This window comes from Williamwhitmania sp. (assembly GCA_035529935.1).
In the GTDB taxonomy this organism is placed as follows: Bacteria; Bacteroidota; Bacteroidia; order Bacteroidales; family Williamwhitmaniaceae; genus Williamwhitmania.
Map to the genome: position 1 here is coordinate 1 of DATKVT010000036.1, position 18777 is coordinate 18777.

Genomic DNA, 18777 nt, shown 5'->3' on the forward strand with positions numbered 1-18777 from the left:
GCGAACGAGAATGCAAACCGGCTGGTACGGCAGTATTTCCCAAAGAAAACGGACTTTAAAACGATAACGCAGGAGCAGGTTCAGTGGGTGGAAGAGATGCTTAACAGTCGGCCTAGAAAAAGGCTAGGGTTTATCGCTCCCGCTGTAATATACAATCAGTTAACCCAAGTTGCATTTGTGAGTTGAATCTTGCAAAACAAAAGGGGCGCAATACATATTATTCATTTCAGGATGCCTTGTTAACTTAATTAAAATGTATCCAGTATCAAAAAAATACAAAATACAAATATTTTAGAATTGATGCAATAATTCAAATTTCATAAACAACAAGCCCCCCCCCGTTAAAAATATTAGACTTGCGGGGTGGCAAATTCTAAATTAACGAATAATCAATTTTCAGTTTGTTTGGTCTTGCTCTCTGCTCTAATTCCACGTGCCAGTTCGCCTTTGTTTCTTTCCCAAACAATTTTTCTTCCCCTGCAATAATTGGCCAAGGGCAACAGTTCTTTCCTTAAACTTTTTGGAGTTGGGCACTCATCCTTTGGTTCTTGCCTCTTATTTTTCTAATATTGTAGCTCAAATACAAAACTGTGGGAATGCGGAAATACGTTGTGCTGGTTGTTTTATCGCTCTTTTTTTTCTCTGAACATGCTCTTGGGCAGCTGTTTGCCCCGCTGTCGGATAAGTCATTCACCACGCAGTATGCCTACTCCACAAGTCAGGATACCGTTTACGTTTTTTATGATCCGGCCAACGCCGTGCTTCATGCTCGCCATAGCAGCGGCACCACTGCTGACTTTGTGTGGAGTCGATTCAACATGACTACCAAACAGTTTGATCAGGTGGGACAGGACCTCGGGAAAACCGAGTCGACCCTTTCCCTCGTGCAGTCGGGGGGATATTCTGTGGCCATTACACCACTGGTAGGCACGCCGGAGTCCGATACTGCTTGGGCATTTATTGATACCTTTTCCATTGCCAGTATTACGGTTAACAATACCTGTAGTTACCTAAAGTTAAGGGCAAATACCGCCCCCGAAAGCTACGACTACTACGACCTTTACTATGACCTGAGCCAGCTGCCAAACTTGGTTCCAGTGAGTAGCAAGAATAAGCTCACTGTTACCTGGAAAAAGAATGGTGCCGATGAGCTGGACTACGGTCAGGTGCTTACACTACAGAACGACAACCTGCCAGTGGAAGATGCCTACTACACCGTGGACATTTCGGATGTGCTTGGTAAGCCACAGACTGCCCAAACGGCTGTTATTCCTGCCATTGCTCCCTTAGCCAAGTTCGACGTATCTATTTGGAACAATAATACTTGGGGATCGCCAGCTACCGATGTAACAGGACAGGCCCCCATGAAGCTGCAGCTCACCAGCCAGAGCAAAAATTGCGACAGCATTATATGGACCGGCTTCAACGATGTGAACCTTGTTTATAAAGGTGGGGACTCCCTCCTTTGGAACCTTCACCGGCTCGCTACCGACAATGTTTATGAGCCCGCTCAGCTGGTCCCCGGTAAGTACATACTCCGGCTTATTGCTATAAAGGAGAGCAGCGGCTGCCGCGATACCGTTGAGCTGAAGTATGCCGATGTGCTTACCTCCAAGTTCAACTCCGACCTTATTCCCAACGTATTTACCCCAGGGGGAAACTACCCCTATTTTAAATTTAAGAACGACACCACCTCCGTGCGCTCCATTCGCACCATCAGCGTAAATATTTTCAACCGGTGGGGTAAGCAAGTTTATACCTACAAAGGCACAGTGGACGACTGGACCGGGTGGGATGGCAAAACCGAATCCGGTGCCGATGCCGACGCTGGGGTCTACTACTTTGTTTTTACCGCAGAGGGTTGGGACGACGTTTCCTATAGTGGTGGTTCCTACAAGGGCTTCCTCTACCTCTATCGGAACCATTAATTGGTAGAAAGAGAGCAGAAAGTCCGAAGTTGTGCTTAGGCTTACCCACAGCCAATAATCTACTGTTTCTATCCTAAACCCCTAACTTCCTGATTCGCTAGCTACCTATTTAGCGACAAGATGGAGTGAAGTGAATATCTCGATTGATCAGGGTGACCGAAAAGTGACTGGTTATAGGGTTATAGGTGACAACCGAAATGCTGTAACTAATTTCCCCGTCATTTATGGCGGGGTTGTTGGCACCTTCCCAAAAGCGAGCGGTGCACGCTCCCAAATAGTCAAATGAATTGAAGTTGCTTTGCACCGTAATTACCGAAAGTTGAAAAAAGACCAATGTGCTGGCGCTGAAATCTTTTCCCTAAACCCCTAACTTCCTAATCCGCTAACATCCTCTCTAGTGACCAGTGACAGAAAAGTTACGGGTTACAAAAAATGTCTATGCCTTCTGAGATTTATCAAATACACCATTGTTCATGCATTCATTTTTTTGTAATTTAATACCGATTTAACCAAACCAAAAATCGCTCTAAAATCAATCCCTTAACCTTATCCCTAACCTAAAACATTATGCAGAAGCGAATAAAGATTGGCATAGGAGTTGGCGTTGCGATAGTCGTAATTGCTGCCGTGGTCTTAGGCATCCGGCACCTAGGTCGAAGTTCTGAAACCATGGTTCAGGCCGATTCTCGGTTTGCTACCTATGTAACGGCATTTACCTCCGGAAACATCTCAGTAGCCTCCACCATTAAGGTACGGCTTGCTGAGGCTTCAAAATCATTTGCAGGTGAGAACAAGCCTGCAGTGGAGGAACTTTTTAGCTTTTCTCCGTCCATTGAGGGTCAAGCCTTCTGGCTCGATGCACAAACTGTGGAGTTCCGGCCAACCAATCTGCTAAAGTCGGGCACTACCTACACCGCCAAGTTTGCGTTGGGCAAGGTGAAGGAGGTTGAGAGCGATTACAAAACATTTGAGTTTGGATTTAAGACCATGGAGCAGTCCTTCGAGGTTCAGGAGGAGGGGCTAATTGTGGAAAATCCGCAACAGCCCGACACCTATACTTACCAAGGAAAGTTGGTGTCGGCCGATTATCTGCCAACGGCCAAGTTGGCTGAAATAATGAAGGCTACCTTCGGTGGTGCCGATAAAACCATCGATTGGGTGTCTTCGGAAGAGAACCGTCAGCACACCTTTAAAATTACAGGACTTCAACGTGGCAGCACTGAACAGTTGCTTTCCATTAAGTGGAATGGCTCACCCATCGGTGTGGATGTTGATGGCAGCATGGAGGTGAAGATTCCGGAGAAAGGTTTCTTTGGCATGGTGAGCCACCGTATGACCTACTCGCCGGAACAGGCTGTTTTCATCTACTTCAGCGATCCGCTCGACCCAAAGCAGGATTTGAGAGGGTTAGTGCAGTCCAACCATGATGGTTCTGAGCGCTTTACCGTATCGGGCAACGTGCTCAAAATTACCTTCGCCGACCAGTTTGATGGTGGCATTCAGGTTACCGTTAACCCCGGTATTCTCAATACTCAGGGTATGAAACTTCCTAAAGGTTTTGTGGTTGAGGAGAACTTTGAACCCATAAAGCCTGCTCTAAGATCTATTTCCAATGGAACCATTCTCCCTTCGTCCCAAGGGTTGGTTTTCCCCTTTGAGGCAGTGAACTTGAAGGCGGTGAAGCTAACCATAATAAAGGTTTACGAAAGCAACGTTGCACAATTTCTACAGGTGAATAGGCTCGATGGCAATAGCGAGATGAAGCGCGTTGGTCGTCCCGTGCTACGGAAAACCATTCCTCTTACCAACTCGGGTATTGCCGACCTTTCGCGCTGGAACCGTTTTAGCCTCGACCTTAACGACTACATTAAGGCGGAGCCAGGTGCCATCTACCAAATCAACATTAGCTTTAGCAAGAAAAATATTATTTGGACCTGTCAGGGCGATACCCTCAAGGATAACATGTCGGGTTTTGAGGAGAGTGAGGAAGATGTTAAGGATGATCAAAAATATGATGCTCCCGGGTATTACTACGATTACGATGATGAGTATGAATACGATGAGGATTACGACTGGCAGCAGCGCGATAATCCTTGCAATGTGGCCTACTACTCCTCGAATAAAATGATTAAGCAAAATATTTTGGCCTCCGACATTGGCCTCATTGCCAAGCGTGGCAACAGCGGCGATATGTTGGTTGCTGCCAGCGATATTCGCACAGCCAAACCTCTCAGTGGTGTTGAGGTAGATATTCTCGACTATCAACTTCAGCCATTGCAAAAAGTAAAGACCAACGGCGATGGACTTGCTACCTTCCGTATTGGAAGAACGCCTTTTCTACTTGTTGCCAAGATGGATAAGCAGCGCGGCTACCTTCGTCTCGACGATGGTTCGTCGCTATCGCTCAGTAACTTCGACGTCAGTGGAGTTGAGGTGCAAAAGGGACTCAAGGGATTTATTTACGGTGAGCGTGGCGTTTGGCGTCCGGGCGACACCCTTTTTGTCAGCTTTATTGTGGAGGACAAGCAGGAATTGCTCCCTGTTGGTCACCCCATAGTTTTTGAACTCAGAAATCCGCAAGGGCAGCTCGTGAGCCGCTTGGTTCGCACCTACGATAAAACGGGTATCTACTCGTTTGCTCCCTTTACATCAGAGGATGCACCAACAGGTAACTACATTGCCACCGTTAAAACGGGTGGGACCAGCTTTACCAAGCAACTGAAGGTGGAAACCGTTAAACCCAATCGCCTCAAGGTCACCTTTGAACTTGATAAGGGATCACGGTTTGGAAAAACGGGGCACATAGATGCTTCATTGAATGCTCGCTGGTTACATGGTGCTATAGCCGGTAATTTGAAGGCTTCCTACGAGGTTACACTCAGTAAGGCAAGAGCCAAGTTCAAGGGGTATGACAACTACCTGTTCGACGATCCGGGAATTTCTGCTCCTTCGGAATCGTTCGAGGTTTTCAACGGAACCACCGACGGAAATGGTAACGCTTCTATTCACACAAACCTGAATATTTCATCCACCCTGCCTTCTGCCTTGAATGCAAACTTCCGTGGAAAGGTATTTGAACCGGGTGGCGATTTTAGCGTCGATTTTCTTACCCTTCCAATTCTCCCCTACAACAGTTACGTGGGTATGCGCCCACCAGAGCCTCAACGTGGCCAGTGGGTAGAGGTTGATCGTGATCAGACCATTACGCTTGTTACCGTCGATGGTGATGGCAAACCAATTAGCGTAAAGGGGCTCAATGTGGAGATATATAAGATGGGTTGGAGCTGGTGGTGGCAGGAGAATGAGAATGGAGCAGCCAGCTACGTTAACTCCAACTATTCCCGACCGGTGGTTTCTACCACAGCCAATACCGTGAATGGCAAGGGAAGTGTAAAGTTCAAAATCAACTATCCCGATTGGGGACGCTACTACATCAGGGTAATCAACCCTGAGTCGGGTCAAAGCTGCGGCGACATCATATACATGGATTGGCCCATGTCGCGTGGACGTTCCAAGGGCGATATGCCCGGTGGTGCTACCATGCTATCGCTATCTACCGACAAAACTACATGCAAGGTGGGTGAGGAGGTTAAGGTTACCATTCCGGGTGCAGAGGGTGCACGCGCCCTTGTCTCCATCGAGAATGGTTCGAGGATTGTGAAGGCCTACTGGGTTGATGCCGGTGATACCTACAATACCATAAAGTTGGAGGCTACTCCAGAGATGACCCCCAACGTGTTTATTAACGTTACCTTAGTGCAACCACACCTTCGGAAAAACAACGACCTCCCCATTCGCCAGTATGGCATTGTTCCATTAGAGGTTATTGACCCTCAAACAAGGCTAACGCCCCAGATTGAGATGCCTGAATCACTTAAGCCGGAAAAGGATGTTGCCATTACGGTTTCCGAAAAGAATGGAAAGCCAATGACCTATACGTTAGCCGTGGTTGACGAGGGGTTGCTAGACATCACCCACTTTAAAACACCTGACCCGTGGAACAGTTTCTATGCGCGGGAGGCGCTTGGCGTTAAGTCATTCGATCTTTACGACGATATTATTGGTGCCTTTGGTGGTGAGATGGGCCGGTTGTTATCCATTGGCGGTGATGAGGAACTCAAGGCCGACGACAATGGGAAGGGGCTTCGCTTCAAACCGGTGGTGAAGTTTATGGGACCTTTCACCCTAGGAAAAGGAAAAAAGGCTACCCATAAATTCCGCATGCCAAACTACATTGGTTCCGTTCGAACTATGGTAGTGGCAGCTGGCAATGGTGCCTACGGATTTGCCGAAAAGGCAACACCCGTAAAGGAGGCGCTCATGGTGATGGCGACCCTGCCTCGCGTTCTTGGTCCATCGGAAGAAGTTTTGTTGCCAGCCAACGTATTTGCAATGGAGGAAGGGGTTCATAAGGTTAATGTGAAGGTTAAGACCAGCAACCTGCTGGAAATTGTTGGCGGCAATACCCAAACCATAAACTTCGACAAGCCCGGCGATCAGGTAGTGTTCTTCCGGTTGAAAGCAAAGCCTGCAGTTGGTAACGCCAAGGTGGAGGTTTACGCCGAAGGCAATGGGAATAAATCGACCTACACAATTAATATTGAGATAAGGAATGCCAATGTTCCCATGGCTAAGATTACCGATGCCGAGGTGGCTCCGGGACAGAAGTGGGACGACACCTTTAAACCGTTCGGCATTACTGGAACAAACAAAGTTAGCTTGGAACTGTCGGCCATTCCTCCAATTAATCTGGGCGAAAGGTTACGCTATCTCATAGCCTATCCCCACGGTTGCGTTGAGCAAACCACATCCAGTGTTTTTCCTCAGCTATATCTCGCAAAAGTTATCGACCTGCCAAAGGAACAGGTTGTCCGAACCGAGGATAACGTGAAGGCAGGCATCCAACGGCTCATGCAGTTTCAAACTGCCGATGGTGGGTTTATGTATTGGCCCGGTTACTACCGCTATGTAGACGATTGGAGCACCTGTTATGTCGGCCACTTCTTGCTTGAGGCCAAAAAGGCGGGCTACTCCGTTCCCGACCAAATGCTTACGAAGTGGAAGGATTACCAATCGTCCGCTGCTCGAAGATGGACCGATGATACCAATTATGGATATCACTATACCGAATTGGTTCAGGCCTATAGACTTTACACCTTGGCACTTGCTGGTTCTCCTGAAATGGGTGCGATGAATCGGTTGAAGGAGGTAAAGGACCTTAGCCTTCAAGCGCAATGGCGCCTTGCGGCAGCATATGCTCTAGCAGGGAAAACCGATGTAGCAAATCAGATGGTAGCATCGCTGCCCGATCGAGTTCCAGCATACCGAGAGTGGGCTTACACCTATGGCTCCGACCTTCGCGACAAGGCGATGATTCTTGAAACTCTCACCACTTTGGATAAAACGGCACAGGCTGCCTCCGTTGCAAAAGATTTGGCCACCGATATGAATTCTAGCCGTTGGATGAGTACGCAGGAGACTGCCTATTCTCTATTGGCTATGGCTAAGTATCAAGCCATGTCCAAGTCTGATAAGGGACTTAAGACTTCGATTGATTTTAACGGTAAGGGAGAGAAGGTTGAAACCGATCTTAGCATGGTGGAGCACCCATTGACTATTAAGGAGGACGGAAGTAATTCGCTCCAAGTTACCAATAAGAGCAAGGGAACGCTATTTGTGAAGCTACGCGAGGTGGGCGTACCTCTTCAGGGCGATGAGCAAAGTTCACGCAGCAACCTTAATATGAGCGTTCGCTTTCTTAGCAATGGTACCCCTATTGATGTTTCTCGTCTAAAACAGGGAACTGAATTTACCGTTGAGGTAACCGTTACCCACCCCGGCATACTTAAGGAGTATAAGGACCTAGCGTTAACCGAGGTATTCCCATCCGGTTGGGAAATTCGGAATACGCGTCTCGAGGGTAATGAACCTTCGCTAGGAAGTTCTAGTAGCGATTATCAAGATTTCCGAGACGACCGTGTGATGACTTATTTCGACCTTCGCCCTGGCGAGACAAAGCGCTACGTAATTATGGTTACGGCCACCTATGCGGGTAAGTTCTACTTCCCCGGTGCATACTGCGAAGCAATGTATGATAATTCCATATCGGCCAAGGACAAGGGAATGTGGGTAGAAGTTGTAACCAACTAATCAAAGTTCTTATTTGAGTTTATCTTGTTCTGAACGTGTTTAAAATTCGGCCCAACCATGCAGGTTGGGCCGAATTGTTTATTTACGCTATTGAGTCTTTCTGCATCAACAACAGTTGCAAAAGAAAAGGCTACCCGATTGAGGTGGCCTTTTCGAATTATGGACATAAAATGCTATTCTTCGTCTTGATCTGATTCGTATGCCTTGAGCAACTTCTCCTGAATTTCGCTCGGTACCTGTTCGTAGTTGGCAAACTTCATTCCAAAGGTTGCTCTACCACTGGTAATCGACGAAAGGGTGGTTGAATACTTGTGCATTTCTGAAAGCGGAACGTGGGCAGTAATCTTCTCGAACCCCTTCTCGCTACCCATCCCCATAATGATTGCGCGACGGTTTTGTAAATCACTCATCACGTCACCCATCTTATCGCTGGGAACAAGAACCTCCACATCGTAAATTGGCTCCATAATCTTTGGCCCAGCATTTTTAAACGCGGTTTTAAACGCATTTCTTCCTGCCAATCTAAAGGAAATTTCATTGGAGTCAACGGGGTGCATCTTCCCGTCGTATACGGCAACGCGGATGTCACGTGCGTAGGAGCCGGTGAGTGGTCCCTCTTCCATTTTCTCCATAACACCTTTGAGAATAGCCGGTAGAAAGCGGGCATCAATTGCTCCACCTACAATGCAGTTGTAGAAAACGAGCTTGCCACCCCAATCCAGCTTTACCTCCTCTTTTCCTCTAATGTTGAGGGTGATTTCCTTTCCGTCAACCTTAAACTTTGATGGATCGGGTGCACCTTCAATGTGTGGCTCAATTACAATATGAACCTCACCAAACTGCCCGGCTCCACCACTCTGCTTTTTGTGGCGGTAATCGGCAACCGCAGTTTTGGTAATGGTTTCGCGGTAAGGGATTTTTGGAGCAATAAAATCTATATCAATCTTATAAACGTTGTTCAAATACCACTTTAATATGTTGAGGTGATGCTCCCCTTGTCCTGAAACAATGGTTTGCTTCAGCTCTTTACTGTATTCTACCACAACCGTTGGGTCTTGCTGGTGGGTTCGGGTAAGAACTTCACCCATCTTCTCTTCGTCAGCCTCACTTCTTGCCTTAATGGCCGTTCTGAATTTAGGTTCAGGAAACTCAATTGGTGCAAATACCCAATCAGCTCCAGGCCCATTCAGCGTATGGTTCGACTTGGTATTCTTTAATTTAACGGTACATCCAATATCGCCAGCATAAAGTTCGGTGACCTTATTCCTGTTTTTTCCAGCTGAAGCAAAAAGTTGACTTAGCCGTTCCTTAACGTCGTTGTTCATGTTGGTAAGGTCCATGCCTTCGGTAACCTTACCCGATATTACCTTGAAGTAGTTAACCTCGCCAATATGTGATTCATGTAATGTTTTGAATACAAAGATGGAAGTTGGAGCATTGGAGTCGCAGGCAATCTCTGTGCCGTCGGTAGCCTTAGGTTTTGGAACTTGATTTGGATAGGGGGTAACGTTAATAATAAACTCCATTAACCGTCTTATACCCATATCCTTTTTGGCCGATCCGCAGAAAATGGGAAAGAGGTCACGATTGGCGATACCCCTTCTGAGGCCACGGCGCATCTCCTCCTCTGTAAGGCTACCTTTTTCAAAGAAAATCTCCATCAACGGTTCGTCATTTTCAGCCGCTGCTTCTACAAGTGCGTTGTGCAGCTCAGCAGCACGTTCGGCTTCATCTGCAGGAATGTCATGTTCTGTGCGCACACCGGTTTCTCCATCAAATTTGAAGAGTTTCATGATGAGCACATCAATAATTCCGTCAAAACCAGTACCGGTATTGAGTGGGTATTGGACTATGATTGCTTTCTTACTAAAGCTTTGGCGGATGCTGTCAAGGGTTCCTTCCCAGTTGGCCTTATCGCTATCGAGTTGATTCACGAAAAACATCATTGGCTTAGCGTACTTCTCAAGGTATCGGCCCTGAATCTCGGTACCAACTTCTACACCATTTTGAGCATTAATAACCATAATGGAAGTGTTGGCCACCCGAAGGGCCGGAATCACCCCGCCAACGAAATCGTCACCGCCAGGCGCATCGATGATGTTTAGCTTGTGGTCTAGGTACTCAGTGTAAAGCACGGAGGAGTATATGGAGCGAAGGTAAACCTGCTCTATTTCGGTGTAGTCCGATACCGTGTTCTTTGCCTCAACGGATCCTCTGCGATCAATCACCTTTCCTTCGTACATCATGGTCTCCGCAAGGGTGGTTTTTCCAGAACCGGCATTGCCGAGCAGAACAATGTTCTTGATTTGGTTAGTTAAGTAGCTTTTCATTGCCAATACGGTTTAGTTAGTAGTGATTTCTATCTCATGTTGTAGTTAACTTTTCGTTAAGTGAGACCCAAAAATAGTTATTTTTTGTTCACATGCAATAGCGGTGGGCGTTTCGGACACTTATTATTTATTTTTTAAGCCCAGGCTTGAAAAAGAGAAGGTTAGCTGGTTGTGCTATTGTTTGGCAAGAATATTTTTGTATTTTTGCACCCCGGAAATAGGCAGGAGATCCAGAGCTTTCCTAAGTGTGGCGAAAGTTTTGGCTTAATTTATTCTGCTGAAAGGTCTTGCAAATCAAAAAAAAGGAATACCTTTGCAAGCCAAATTGATAAAATATAGTATAACCAAGGATTAACAAAGTAGTTGTATTTATGCCTACAATTCAACAACTTGTAAGGAAAGGAAGAACGCAGTTAGTCGATAAGAGCAAGGCTCCGGCAATGGATGCGTGTCCGCAAAAGAGAGGTGTATGCACCCGTGTATACACTACTACGCCAAAGAAACCAAACTCCGCTATGCGTAAGGTTGCCCGTGTTAGGTTGACCAACGGATATGAGGTTACTGCTTATATACCTGGTGAAGGTCACAACCTTCAGGAGCACTCCATTGTGCTTATCAGGGGCGGTAGAGTGAAAGACTTGCCTGGTGTGCGTTACCACATCATCCGCGGAGCGCTCGACGCTGCCGGTGTTGAAGGCCGTAATCAGAGGCGCTCCAAATATGGCACTAAGAAGCCAAAGGCGCAAAAAGCAAAGAAATAACACAAGTTAAAATGCATTTTTTAGTTTAAGTCGATGAGAAAGGCAAAACCAAAAAAACGGATTCTACTACCAGACCCACGGTTCGGTGATTCTTTGGTTACCCGTTTCGTGAATAATCTCATGTATCAGGGCAAGAAGAGCACCGCTTACGGCGTGTTCTACGAGGCAGTAGATATTATTGAGAAGAAGATGAAGGACTCTGAGAAGAGTCCGCTTGAGATCTGGAAGAAGGCTCTTGAAAACATTACTCCTCAGGTAGAGGTGAAAAGCCGCCGTGTAGGTGGTGCAACATTCCAGGTGCCTATGGAAGTTCGTTCCGATAGAAAAGTCTCTATTAGCATTAAGAATATGATTCTTTATGCTCGTAAGCGTTCGGGAAAATCCATGGCCGACAAGCTGGCTAATGAAATCATGGCCGGTTATAACAACGAGGGTGGTGCATATAAGCGAAAAGAGGATATGCATAAGATGGCCGAAGCGAACAAGGCTTTTGCTCACTTCAGGTTCTAGTATTTAATTTTAAGGAGAGGTTACATTAATGAGCAACGATCTTAAGCTCACCAGAAACATTGGAATTATGGCTCACATCGATGCGGGTAAAACTACCACATCGGAGCGTATTCTATTTTATACTGGTAAGACGCACAAGATAGGTGAGGTTCACGACGGAGCTGCTACCATGGATTGGATGGTGCAGGAGCAGGAGCGCGGTATTACCATTACCTCAGCAGCAACTACTACCTTCTGGAGCCATAAGGATCAGATCTACAAAATCAACCTAATTGATACCCCCGGTCACGTTGACTTTACCGTGGAGGTGGAGCGTTCGCTCCGCGTTCTCGATGGTGCAGTTGCCGTTTTCTGTGCAGTGGGTGGCGTAGAGCCCCAATCGGAAACCGTTTGGAGACAGGCTGATAAATATAAAGTTCCTCGTATGGCCTTCATTAATAAGATGGATCGTACTGGAGCCGATTTTTATTCTGTGGTATCACAGATTAAGGATAAGTTGGGTGCTGTGCCAATTCCTCTCCAAATTCCAATTGGAGCGGAGGAAAAATTCCGGGGAACAGTTGATTTAATTCTCAATAAGGCTGTTATCTACTTCGATGACGATAAGGTGAAGATTAACTACACCTACGAAGATATTCCTGAGGAATTGAAGGAAGAAGCAGCAGAATGGAGAGCTAAGTTGGTAGAGTCAATTGCTGAATACAATGATGTATTGCTCGAAAAGTTCTTTGAAGACCCTGACTCAATTACAGAGGATGAGTTGATTGAAGCCATACGCAAGGCTACCATCGACATGAAGATTGTTCCTGTTCTTTGCGGAACTGCATTCAAAAATAAGGGAGTTCAAAAACTGCTTGATGCGGTAATTGAATTATTGCCCAGCCCACTGGATGTTGAGTCTATTACCGGAATCAACCCTGAAACGGGTGATGAAGTAGTTCGCCATCCTAATGTTAAGGATCCATTTACAGCACTTGCATTCAAAATTGCTACCGACCCATTTGTAGGTCGCTTAGCTTTTATGCGTATTTACAGCGGTAGACTTGAATCCGGTTCATACGTGTACAATACCCGAAATCAGAAAAAGGAACGTATTTCTCGACTATACCAGATGCACGCCAACAAACAAAACCCAATGGAGGTTATTGAAGCTGGCGATATCTGTGCTGCCGTAGGATTTAAGGACATTCGCACAGGGGATACCCTCTGCGACGAGAAGCATCCAATTGCTCTCGAGTCCATGACCTTCCCTGAGCCGGTAATTGGATTAGCCATTGAGCCTAAGACGCAAAAAGATCTCGATAAGTTGGGAATTGCGCTGGGTAAATTGGCTGAGGAAGATCCAACATTCCGTATTAAAACTGACGTGGATAGCGGACAGACCATTATTAGTGGTATGGGCGAGCTTCACCTCGAGATTATTGTTGACCGTCTCCGCCGTGAGTTTAACGTTGAGATTAATCAAGGCGCTCCTTTAGTAAACTACAAGGAGGCGCTTAAGGGAACTGCCGACCATCGTGAAGTTTTCAAGAAACAGTCGGGTGGTAAAGGTAAGTTTGCTGATATAATTGTTACCATTGGACCTGCTGATCCTGGTGTTACCGGTCTTCAGTTTGTTGATGAAGTTAAGGGTGGTAACATTCCTCGCGAATATATTCCTGCGGTTCAAAAGGGGTTCGACTCTGCCATGAAAAATGGAGTTCTCGCAGGTTATACTATGGATAGTTTGAAGGTTGTATTGAAGGACGGTGGCTTTCACGCCGTTGACTCCGATGCGCTCTCCTTCGAAATTTGCGCTCGCTACGCATTCCGTCACGCAGCAATAAAGGCTAAACCAATTATCATGGAGCCTATAATGTCCGTGGAGGTTGTAACCCCAGAGGAAAATATGGGTGATATCATCGGCGACTTTAACAAGCGTCGGGGTCAAATCACCGGTATGGAATCTCGTGGAGGTGCTCGCGTAGTAAAGGCAAAGGTACCCCTTTCCGAAATGTTCGGATATGTTACTGTTCTCCGCACCCTTTCCTCTGGGAGGGCAACCAGCACCATGGAATTCTCTCATTACGATGAGGTTTCATCTAACCTGGCCAAGGAGATTATGGAAAAATCCCAAGGAAAAATTAAGGAAATTGAATAGTTCAATCAGTTTAAGCGTGCTGCAATGAGCCAGAAAATTAGAATTAAGCTAAAATCCTACGACCACAATCTGGTAGATAAGTCGGCTGAAAAGATCGTGAAAACGGTAAAGGCTGCTGGTGCTGTAGTAAGTGGACCAATTCCACTTCCTACCCACAAAAAGATCTTTACTGTAAACCGTTCTACCTTCGTCAACAAGAAGTCGAGAGAACAGTTCGAACTTTCTACCTACAAACGGTTATTGGATATCTACAGCTCTACTCCTAAAACAATTGATGCTCTGATGAAGTTAGAGCTTCCAAGTGGCGTAGAGGTAGAAATCAAGGTGTGATAAATTAAGTAGAAAAACGCGAAAAAGCAATGCCAGGAATTATTGGAAAAAAAATCGGAATGACTTCCGTTTTCGGTGCTGATGGTAAAAACATACCATGCACCGTTATTGAGGCTGGTCCTTGCGTAGTTACGCAGGTTAAGAGTGTTGAAACCGACGGTTACATCGCTCTTCAACTTGCCTATGACGAAAAGAAAGAAAAGCGGACCACTAAGAGCCTTTTAGGTCACTTCAAAAAGGCCGACACCACCCCCAAGCGCAAGCTTGTGGAGTTTCAGAGTTTCGAGGAGGTGCATAAGCTAGGTGATATTATCACCGTAGCCGATGTGCTCGAAGAGGGAGACTGGGTGGATGTTACCGGTATCTCTAAAGGTAAGGGATTTCAAGGAGTTGTTAAGCGCCACGGCTTTGCCGGGGTTGGTGGGGCAACCCACGGTCAGCATAACCGCTTGAGAGCTCCCGGTTCAATGGGTGCGTCATCTTACCCATCACGCGTATTTCCAGGTAAGAGACTTCCTGGTCGTATGGGTGGACAACAGGTAAAAGTGCTTAACCTTAAAGTTCTTAAGGTTATTGTAGAAAACAACCTGCTGTTGGTAAAGGGATCAATCCCCGGTGCAAAAGGTTCATACTTAATTATTGAGGAGTAATGGAATTAGCAGTATTAAATATCGCTGGACAGGAAACCGGAAGAAAGGTTGTGCTGGAAGATACCATCTTCGGCATTGAACCCAACGATCATGCTATTTACCTCGACGTTAAGCAATACTTGGCCAACAAGAGACAGGGTACTCATAAGTCCAAGCAGCGCAACGAGGTTTCCGGTAGCACTAGAAAACTTAAAAAGCAAAAAGGTACTGGAACTGCTCGTGCCGGCAGCATCAAGTCGCCACTCTTCAGAGGTGGTGGACGCGTGTTCGGTCCAGTTCCAAGAGATTATAGCTTTAAGTTAAATAAGAAGTTAAAGCAAGTGGCTCGTAAAAGCGCTTTAACCTACTTAGCTCAGAAGAACCAAATCACGGTAGTTGAGGATTTTAATCTTGATGAACCTAAGACGAAGGAGTTTATCAAGATTAGAGCTAGCCTTAAGGTTGATGACAGAAAGTGTACTTTCGTTCTTCCTGAGGTAAATTCAAATGTTGTGCTTTCATCTCGCAACATCTCCGATGCTAAGGTTATGCTTGCATCTCAGCTCAACACCTATGAGATTATGAATGCCGGAAATCTTGTGATATCCGAGGGTTCGATAGGCGTGATTAACAAATTATTTGGACTTTAGTAATTAAGCGAGATGGAAATCTTAGTTAAGCCAATAATTACCGAAAAAATGACGATTCAGGGCGAGAAGCTGAATCGTTACGGTTTTGTGGTTGAGAAAACCGCAAATAAGCTGCAGATAAAACAGGCAGTAGAGGATATGTACGGAGTTACTGTTGCCGATGTAAATACCATGCGTTATGGTGGGAAAGCTAAGTCACGCTTTACCAAAGCCGGGTATCTTGTAGGAAGAACCAATTCCTTCAAAAAGGCAATCATAACTTTGAAGGAAGGTGAAAAGATTGATTTTTATAGCAACATCTAAGGAAAATGGCTGTAAGAAAACTAAAACCGGTAACTCCCGGTCAAAGACATAAGATAATTAGCGCATTCGACACGATTACCGCTGGCTCTCCAGAAAAATCGTTGGTTGTACCGTTGAAGAAGACCGGTGGACGTAACCAAACCGGTAAAATGACAATGCGCTATATTGGTGGTGGACACAAGAGAATGTACCGCATCATTGATTTCCTTCGGAACAAGGATGGCATGCAGGCAATCGTAAAGACCATTGAGTACGATCCCAACCGCAGTGCACGTATTGCACTGGTGGTTTATACTGACGGCGAAAAACGTTACATTCTAGCACCTCAAGGGTTGCAAGTTGGACAAAAAATTGTGTCCGGTGCTGGAGTTGTTCCTGAAGTTGGTAACACCCTCTTTTTATCTGAGATACCGCTTGGTACCATTATTCACAATATTGAACTTCGTCCAGGCCAAGGTGGAATTATGTCACGCAGTGCTGGTAGCTACGCACAGCTGCTCGCTCGCGAAGGTAAGTACGCTGTTATCAAAATGCCATCCGGTGAAACCCGTATGATTTTGGTTACCTGCCGTGCTACCGTTGGTGCTGTTTCTAATCCTGACCACGCGCTGGAAGTTTCTGGTAAGGCCGGAAGAAGCCGTTGGCTAGGTCGTAGGCCGAGAACCCGCGGTGTGGCAATGAACCCTGTCGATCACCCAATGGGTGGTGGTGAAGGACGCTCTTCTGGAGGACACCCACGTTCGCGTAAAGGTGTATTTGCTAAGGGTTATAAAACCCGTAACAAGAAGAAGAACTCTAGCCAGTTCATTATTGAAAAACGGAAAAAGTAACAGTTTAATCCAAGCGTTATGAGTCGATCACTTAAAAAAGGTCCTTACATAGCATATCAGCTGGAGAAGAAGGTTCTCACCATGAACGAAAGCGCAAAAAAGACCGTCATTAAAACATGGTCTCGTGCAAGCATGATCTCTCCCGATTTCGTGGGTCATACTATCGCCGTTCACAATGGGAACAAGTTTATTCCAGTCTACATTACCGAGAATATGGTTGGTCACAAGCTGGGAGAGTTTGCCCCAACTCGCACCTTTAGAGGTCATTCAGGTAATAAGAAGAAATAACAGCAAGTAACTGAAAATATTTCTTAGCGATGGGTGCAAGAAAACGAATAACAGCAGAAAAAAATAAAGCGGAGAGAAAAGAGAAGGCTTACGCAATTTTGCGTAACAGCCCAAGTTCTCCCAGAAAAATGCGCTTAGTTATCGATTTAGTTCGTGGTGTGGAAGTCAACAAAGCGTTGGCAATTCTCCGCTACAGCACTAAAGAGGCTTCCCGTAAGGTTGAAAAGCTGGTTCTTTCAGCAATGGCCAACTGGGAGGCAAAGAACGAGGGCGTGCGCATTGAAGACAGCAACGTTTACGTAAAGGAGATCTTTGTGGACGGCGGAAAGATGTTGAAAAGAATCAGGACCGCTCCTCAGGGACGCGCTCACCGTATCCGGAAAAGATCAAACCATGTTACGGTTGTATTAGGTAGTTTGAACGCTAACGACACTCAGGCAAAATAATGGGACAAAAAGTTAATCCAATAGCAAACAGGCTTGGAATCATCCGTGGATGGGATTCCAGCTGGTACGGTGGAAAAAATTTCTCCCAGAAGCTTGTTGAAGACTACAAGATTCGCGAATACCTTAACGCGCGTCTTGCAAAGGCAAGCCTCTCGAAGGTAGTAATTGAAAGAACCCTGAAACTTATCACTGTAACTGTCTACACCGCCCGACCAGGTATCATCATTGGTAAGGGAGGTCAGGAAGTGGACAAACTCAAGGAGGAGTTGAAGAAGATTACCCAGAAGGAGGTACAGATCAACATCTTCGAGGTTAAACGTCCTGAGTTGGATGCTACCATTGTGGCTTCCAATATCGCTCGCCAAATCGAAGGTCGTGTTTCCTACCGTCGTGCCATCAAAATGTCCATTGCATCTACAATGCGCATGGGCGCTGAAGGTATTAAGGTTGGAATTGCTGGTCGTCTTGGCGGTGCCGAAATGGCCCGAAGTGAGACCATCAAAGAGGGTAGAATTCCATTGCACACTTTCCGAGCCGATATTGACTATGCACTCGCTGAAGCCGTTACCAAGGTGGGTGTTATAGGTATTAAGGTTTGGATTTGCAACGGTGAAGTATACGGGAAGCGCGATTTGTCGCCAAACGTTGCTGCTGCCAGCCATCAACAAGGTGGACCTGCTAGTCATCCTGGAAGGGATAATGGCAACAACCGTCCCCGTGGAGGTGCCGGCGGTGGAGCCAGAAAAAGAAAAAGCAAGTAGCTAAACGCATAAAGGTACATAGAAATGTTACAGCCTAAGAAGACCAAGTTTAGGAGGATGCAAAAGGGCCGTATGAAAGGTATAGCCCAAAGAGGGAATCAGCTTGCTTTCGGTTCCTTCGGCATCAAAGGACTTGAAACGGCCTGGATTACAGGTCGTCAAATCGAAGCTGCTCGCCAAGCAGTGGTTCGCTACATGAAACGTGAAGGACAAATTTGGATCCGAATTTTCCCAGATAAGCCCATTACCAAAAAACCCGCCGAAGTTCGTATGGGTAAAGGTAAGGGTGCTCCGGAAGGATTTGTGGCTCCAGTTACACCTGGCCGTATCCTTATTGAAGCTGAAGGTGTTCCGTTTGAAGTTGCAAAAGAAGCACTTCGCTTGGGTGCTCAAAAGCTGCCTATTGCTACTAAGTTAGTAATTAGACGTGATTACACTGAATAATCTTTGTGACGTATGAAAAATTCAGAGATAAGAGAGTTAACCGTCAGGGAGATAGAGGAAAGAGTTGATACAGAGCGTGCAGCATATAAGCGCCTCGAGTTAAACCACACTATTTCGCCTCTCGATAACCCTACTAAGTTGCGTAATGCCCGCAGAACTATTGCGAGGCTGTTGACCGAGCTTACCAAGAGAAATAATCAGGAGAACAAGTAATTGGAGCTGAGAATGGAAACGAGAAATCTACGCAAGGAAAGAATCGGGATAGTTATGAGCAACA

At 46.1% G+C, this 18777-nt stretch carries 17 protein-coding genes; 16 read left to right on the forward strand and 1 reads right to left on the reverse strand.

Annotated elements, in window-relative coordinates:
• From VMW01_02530 to VMW01_02540, 3 genes are all read left to right on the forward strand, one after another.
• The coding region (locus VMW01_02530; GenBank protein HUW05113.1) for an IS30 family transposase at nucleotides 1–186 on the forward strand (186 nt) is incomplete at its 5' end.
• A 410-nt stretch (nucleotides 187–596) separates the two neighbouring features.
• Nucleotides 597–1928, forward strand: coding sequence for a gliding motility-associated C-terminal domain-containing protein (locus tag VMW01_02535; protein HUW05114.1), 1332 nt, complete (start codon nucleotides 597–599; stop codon nucleotides 1926–1928).
• Between the two features lie 567 nt (nucleotides 1929–2495).
• A complete protein-coding gene (locus VMW01_02540) occupies nucleotides 2496–8078 on the forward strand; it encodes an MG2 domain-containing protein (protein HUW05115.1) in 5583 nt (1860 codons plus the stop codon).
• 173 nt (nucleotides 8079–8251) lie between these two features.
• On the opposite strand, the gene VMW01_02545 is transcribed toward VMW01_02540, so the two are convergent.
• Complete coding sequence (locus tag VMW01_02545; GenBank protein HUW05116.1) at nucleotides 8252–10408, reverse strand: elongation factor G; 2157 nt, start codon at nucleotides 10406–10408, stop codon at nucleotides 8252–8254.
• A gap of 371 nt (nucleotides 10409–10779) precedes the next feature.
• Between VMW01_02545 and rpsL the strand changes: the two genes are divergently transcribed.
• Genes rpsL through rpmC form a run of 13 tightly spaced genes read left to right on the forward strand, consistent with a single transcriptional unit; the run spans nucleotide 10780 to nucleotide 18713 of the window.
• Entirely contained in the window at nucleotides 10780–11169 is a 390-nt protein-coding gene (rpsL, locus tag VMW01_02550) for a 30S ribosomal protein S12 (GenBank protein ID HUW05117.1), read from the forward strand.
• A gap of 33 nt (nucleotides 11170–11202) precedes the next feature.
• Nucleotides 11203–11679, forward strand: a complete 477-nt coding sequence (gene rpsG / locus VMW01_02555) for a 30S ribosomal protein S7 (protein ID HUW05118.1) — start codon at nucleotides 11203–11205, stop codon at nucleotides 11677–11679.
• Nucleotides 11680–11707: 28 nt separating this feature from the next.
• Nucleotides 11708–13819, forward strand: coding sequence for an elongation factor G (gene fusA / locus VMW01_02560; GenBank protein HUW05119.1), 2112 nt, complete (start codon nucleotides 11708–11710; stop codon nucleotides 13817–13819).
• 24 nt (nucleotides 13820–13843) lie between these two features.
• Entirely contained in the window at nucleotides 13844–14149 is a 306-nt protein-coding gene (gene rpsJ / locus VMW01_02565; protein ID HUW05120.1) for a 30S ribosomal protein S10, read from the forward strand.
• Between the two features lie 29 nt (nucleotides 14150–14178).
• Nucleotides 14179–14799, forward strand: a complete 621-nt coding sequence (gene rplC / locus VMW01_02570) for a 50S ribosomal protein L3 (GenBank protein HUW05121.1) — start codon at nucleotides 14179–14181, stop codon at nucleotides 14797–14799.
• A complete protein-coding gene (gene rplD, locus VMW01_02575) occupies nucleotides 14799–15428 on the forward strand; it encodes a 50S ribosomal protein L4 (protein ID HUW05122.1) in 630 nt (209 codons plus the stop codon). Before rplC ends, rplD begins: the two co-directional genes overlap by 1 nt.
• A 12-nt stretch (nucleotides 15429–15440) precedes the next feature.
• On the forward strand, nucleotides 15441–15731 hold the full coding sequence (gene rplW, locus VMW01_02580) for a 50S ribosomal protein L23 (GenBank protein ID HUW05123.1): 291 nt from the start codon (nucleotides 15441–15443) through the stop codon (nucleotides 15729–15731).
• Between the two features lie 5 nt (nucleotides 15732–15736).
• Nucleotides 15737–16561, forward strand: coding sequence for a 50S ribosomal protein L2 (rplB, locus tag VMW01_02585; protein ID HUW05124.1), 825 nt, complete (start codon nucleotides 15737–15739; stop codon nucleotides 16559–16561).
• An 18-nt stretch (nucleotides 16562–16579) separates the two neighbouring features.
• Entirely contained in the window at nucleotides 16580–16849 is a 270-nt protein-coding gene (gene rpsS / locus VMW01_02590; GenBank protein HUW05125.1) for a 30S ribosomal protein S19, read from the forward strand.
• A 29-nt stretch (nucleotides 16850–16878) separates the two neighbouring features.
• On the forward strand, nucleotides 16879–17295 hold the full coding sequence (gene rplV / locus VMW01_02595; GenBank protein HUW05126.1) for a 50S ribosomal protein L22: 417 nt from the start codon (nucleotides 16879–16881) through the stop codon (nucleotides 17293–17295).
• The gene (rpsC, locus tag VMW01_02600; GenBank protein HUW05127.1) at nucleotides 17295–18056 is read left to right on the forward strand and encodes a 30S ribosomal protein S3; all 762 of its coding nucleotides are present in this window, start codon (nucleotides 17295–17297) and stop codon (nucleotides 18054–18056) included. The genes rplV and rpsC overlap by 1 nt, the downstream gene beginning before the upstream one ends.
• A gap of 24 nt (nucleotides 18057–18080) precedes the next feature.
• Nucleotides 18081–18500 (forward strand): 50S ribosomal protein L16, encoded by a 420-nt coding sequence (gene rplP / locus VMW01_02605; protein ID HUW05128.1) that lies wholly within the window; start codon nucleotides 18081–18083, stop codon nucleotides 18498–18500.
• Nucleotides 18501–18512: 12 nt separating this feature from the next.
• The gene (rpmC, locus tag VMW01_02610) at nucleotides 18513–18713 is read left to right on the forward strand and encodes a 50S ribosomal protein L29 (protein HUW05129.1); all 201 of its coding nucleotides are present in this window, start codon (nucleotides 18513–18515) and stop codon (nucleotides 18711–18713) included.
• Nucleotides 18714–18777: the final 64 nt, after the last annotated feature.

Coding starts and splice junctions, on each gene's coding strand:
- rplW (HUW05123.1), top strand. CDS start 15,441: ATGGAAATCTTAGTTAAGCCAATAATTACCGAAAAAATGACGATTCAG.
- rpmC (HUW05129.1), top strand. CDS start 18,513: ATGAAAAATTCAGAGATAAGAGAGTTAACCGTCAGGGAGATAGAGGAA.
- rpsC (HUW05127.1), top strand. CDS start 17,295: ATGGGACAAAAAGTTAATCCAATAGCAAACAGGCTTGGAATCATCCGT.
- rpsL (HUW05117.1), top strand. CDS start 10,780: ATGCCTACAATTCAACAACTTGTAAGGAAAGGAAGAACGCAGTTAGTC.
- rplD (HUW05122.1), top strand. CDS start 14,799: ATGGAATTAGCAGTATTAAATATCGCTGGACAGGAAACCGGAAGAAAG.
- rplV (HUW05126.1), top strand. CDS start 16,879: ATGGGTGCAAGAAAACGAATAACAGCAGAAAAAAATAAAGCGGAGAGA.
- rpsS (HUW05125.1), top strand. CDS start 16,580: ATGAGTCGATCACTTAAAAAAGGTCCTTACATAGCATATCAGCTGGAG.
- rplB (HUW05124.1), top strand. CDS start 15,737: ATGGCTGTAAGAAAACTAAAACCGGTAACTCCCGGTCAAAGACATAAG.
- VMW01_02540 (HUW05115.1), top strand. CDS start 2,496: ATGCAGAAGCGAATAAAGATTGGCATAGGAGTTGGCGTTGCGATAGTC.
- fusA (HUW05119.1), top strand. CDS start 11,708: ATGAGCAACGATCTTAAGCTCACCAGAAACATTGGAATTATGGCTCAC.
- VMW01_02545 (HUW05116.1), bottom strand. CDS start 10,408: ATGAAAAGCTACTTAACTAACCAAATCAAGAACATTGTTCTGCTCGGC.
- rplP (HUW05128.1), top strand. CDS start 18,081: ATGTTACAGCCTAAGAAGACCAAGTTTAGGAGGATGCAAAAGGGCCGT.
- rpsG (HUW05118.1), top strand. CDS start 11,203: ATGAGAAAGGCAAAACCAAAAAAACGGATTCTACTACCAGACCCACGG.
- VMW01_02535 (HUW05114.1), top strand. CDS start 597: ATGCGGAAATACGTTGTGCTGGTTGTTTTATCGCTCTTTTTTTTCTCT.
- rplC (HUW05121.1), top strand. CDS start 14,179: ATGCCAGGAATTATTGGAAAAAAAATCGGAATGACTTCCGTTTTCGGT.
- rpsJ (HUW05120.1), top strand. CDS start 13,844: ATGAGCCAGAAAATTAGAATTAAGCTAAAATCCTACGACCACAATCTG.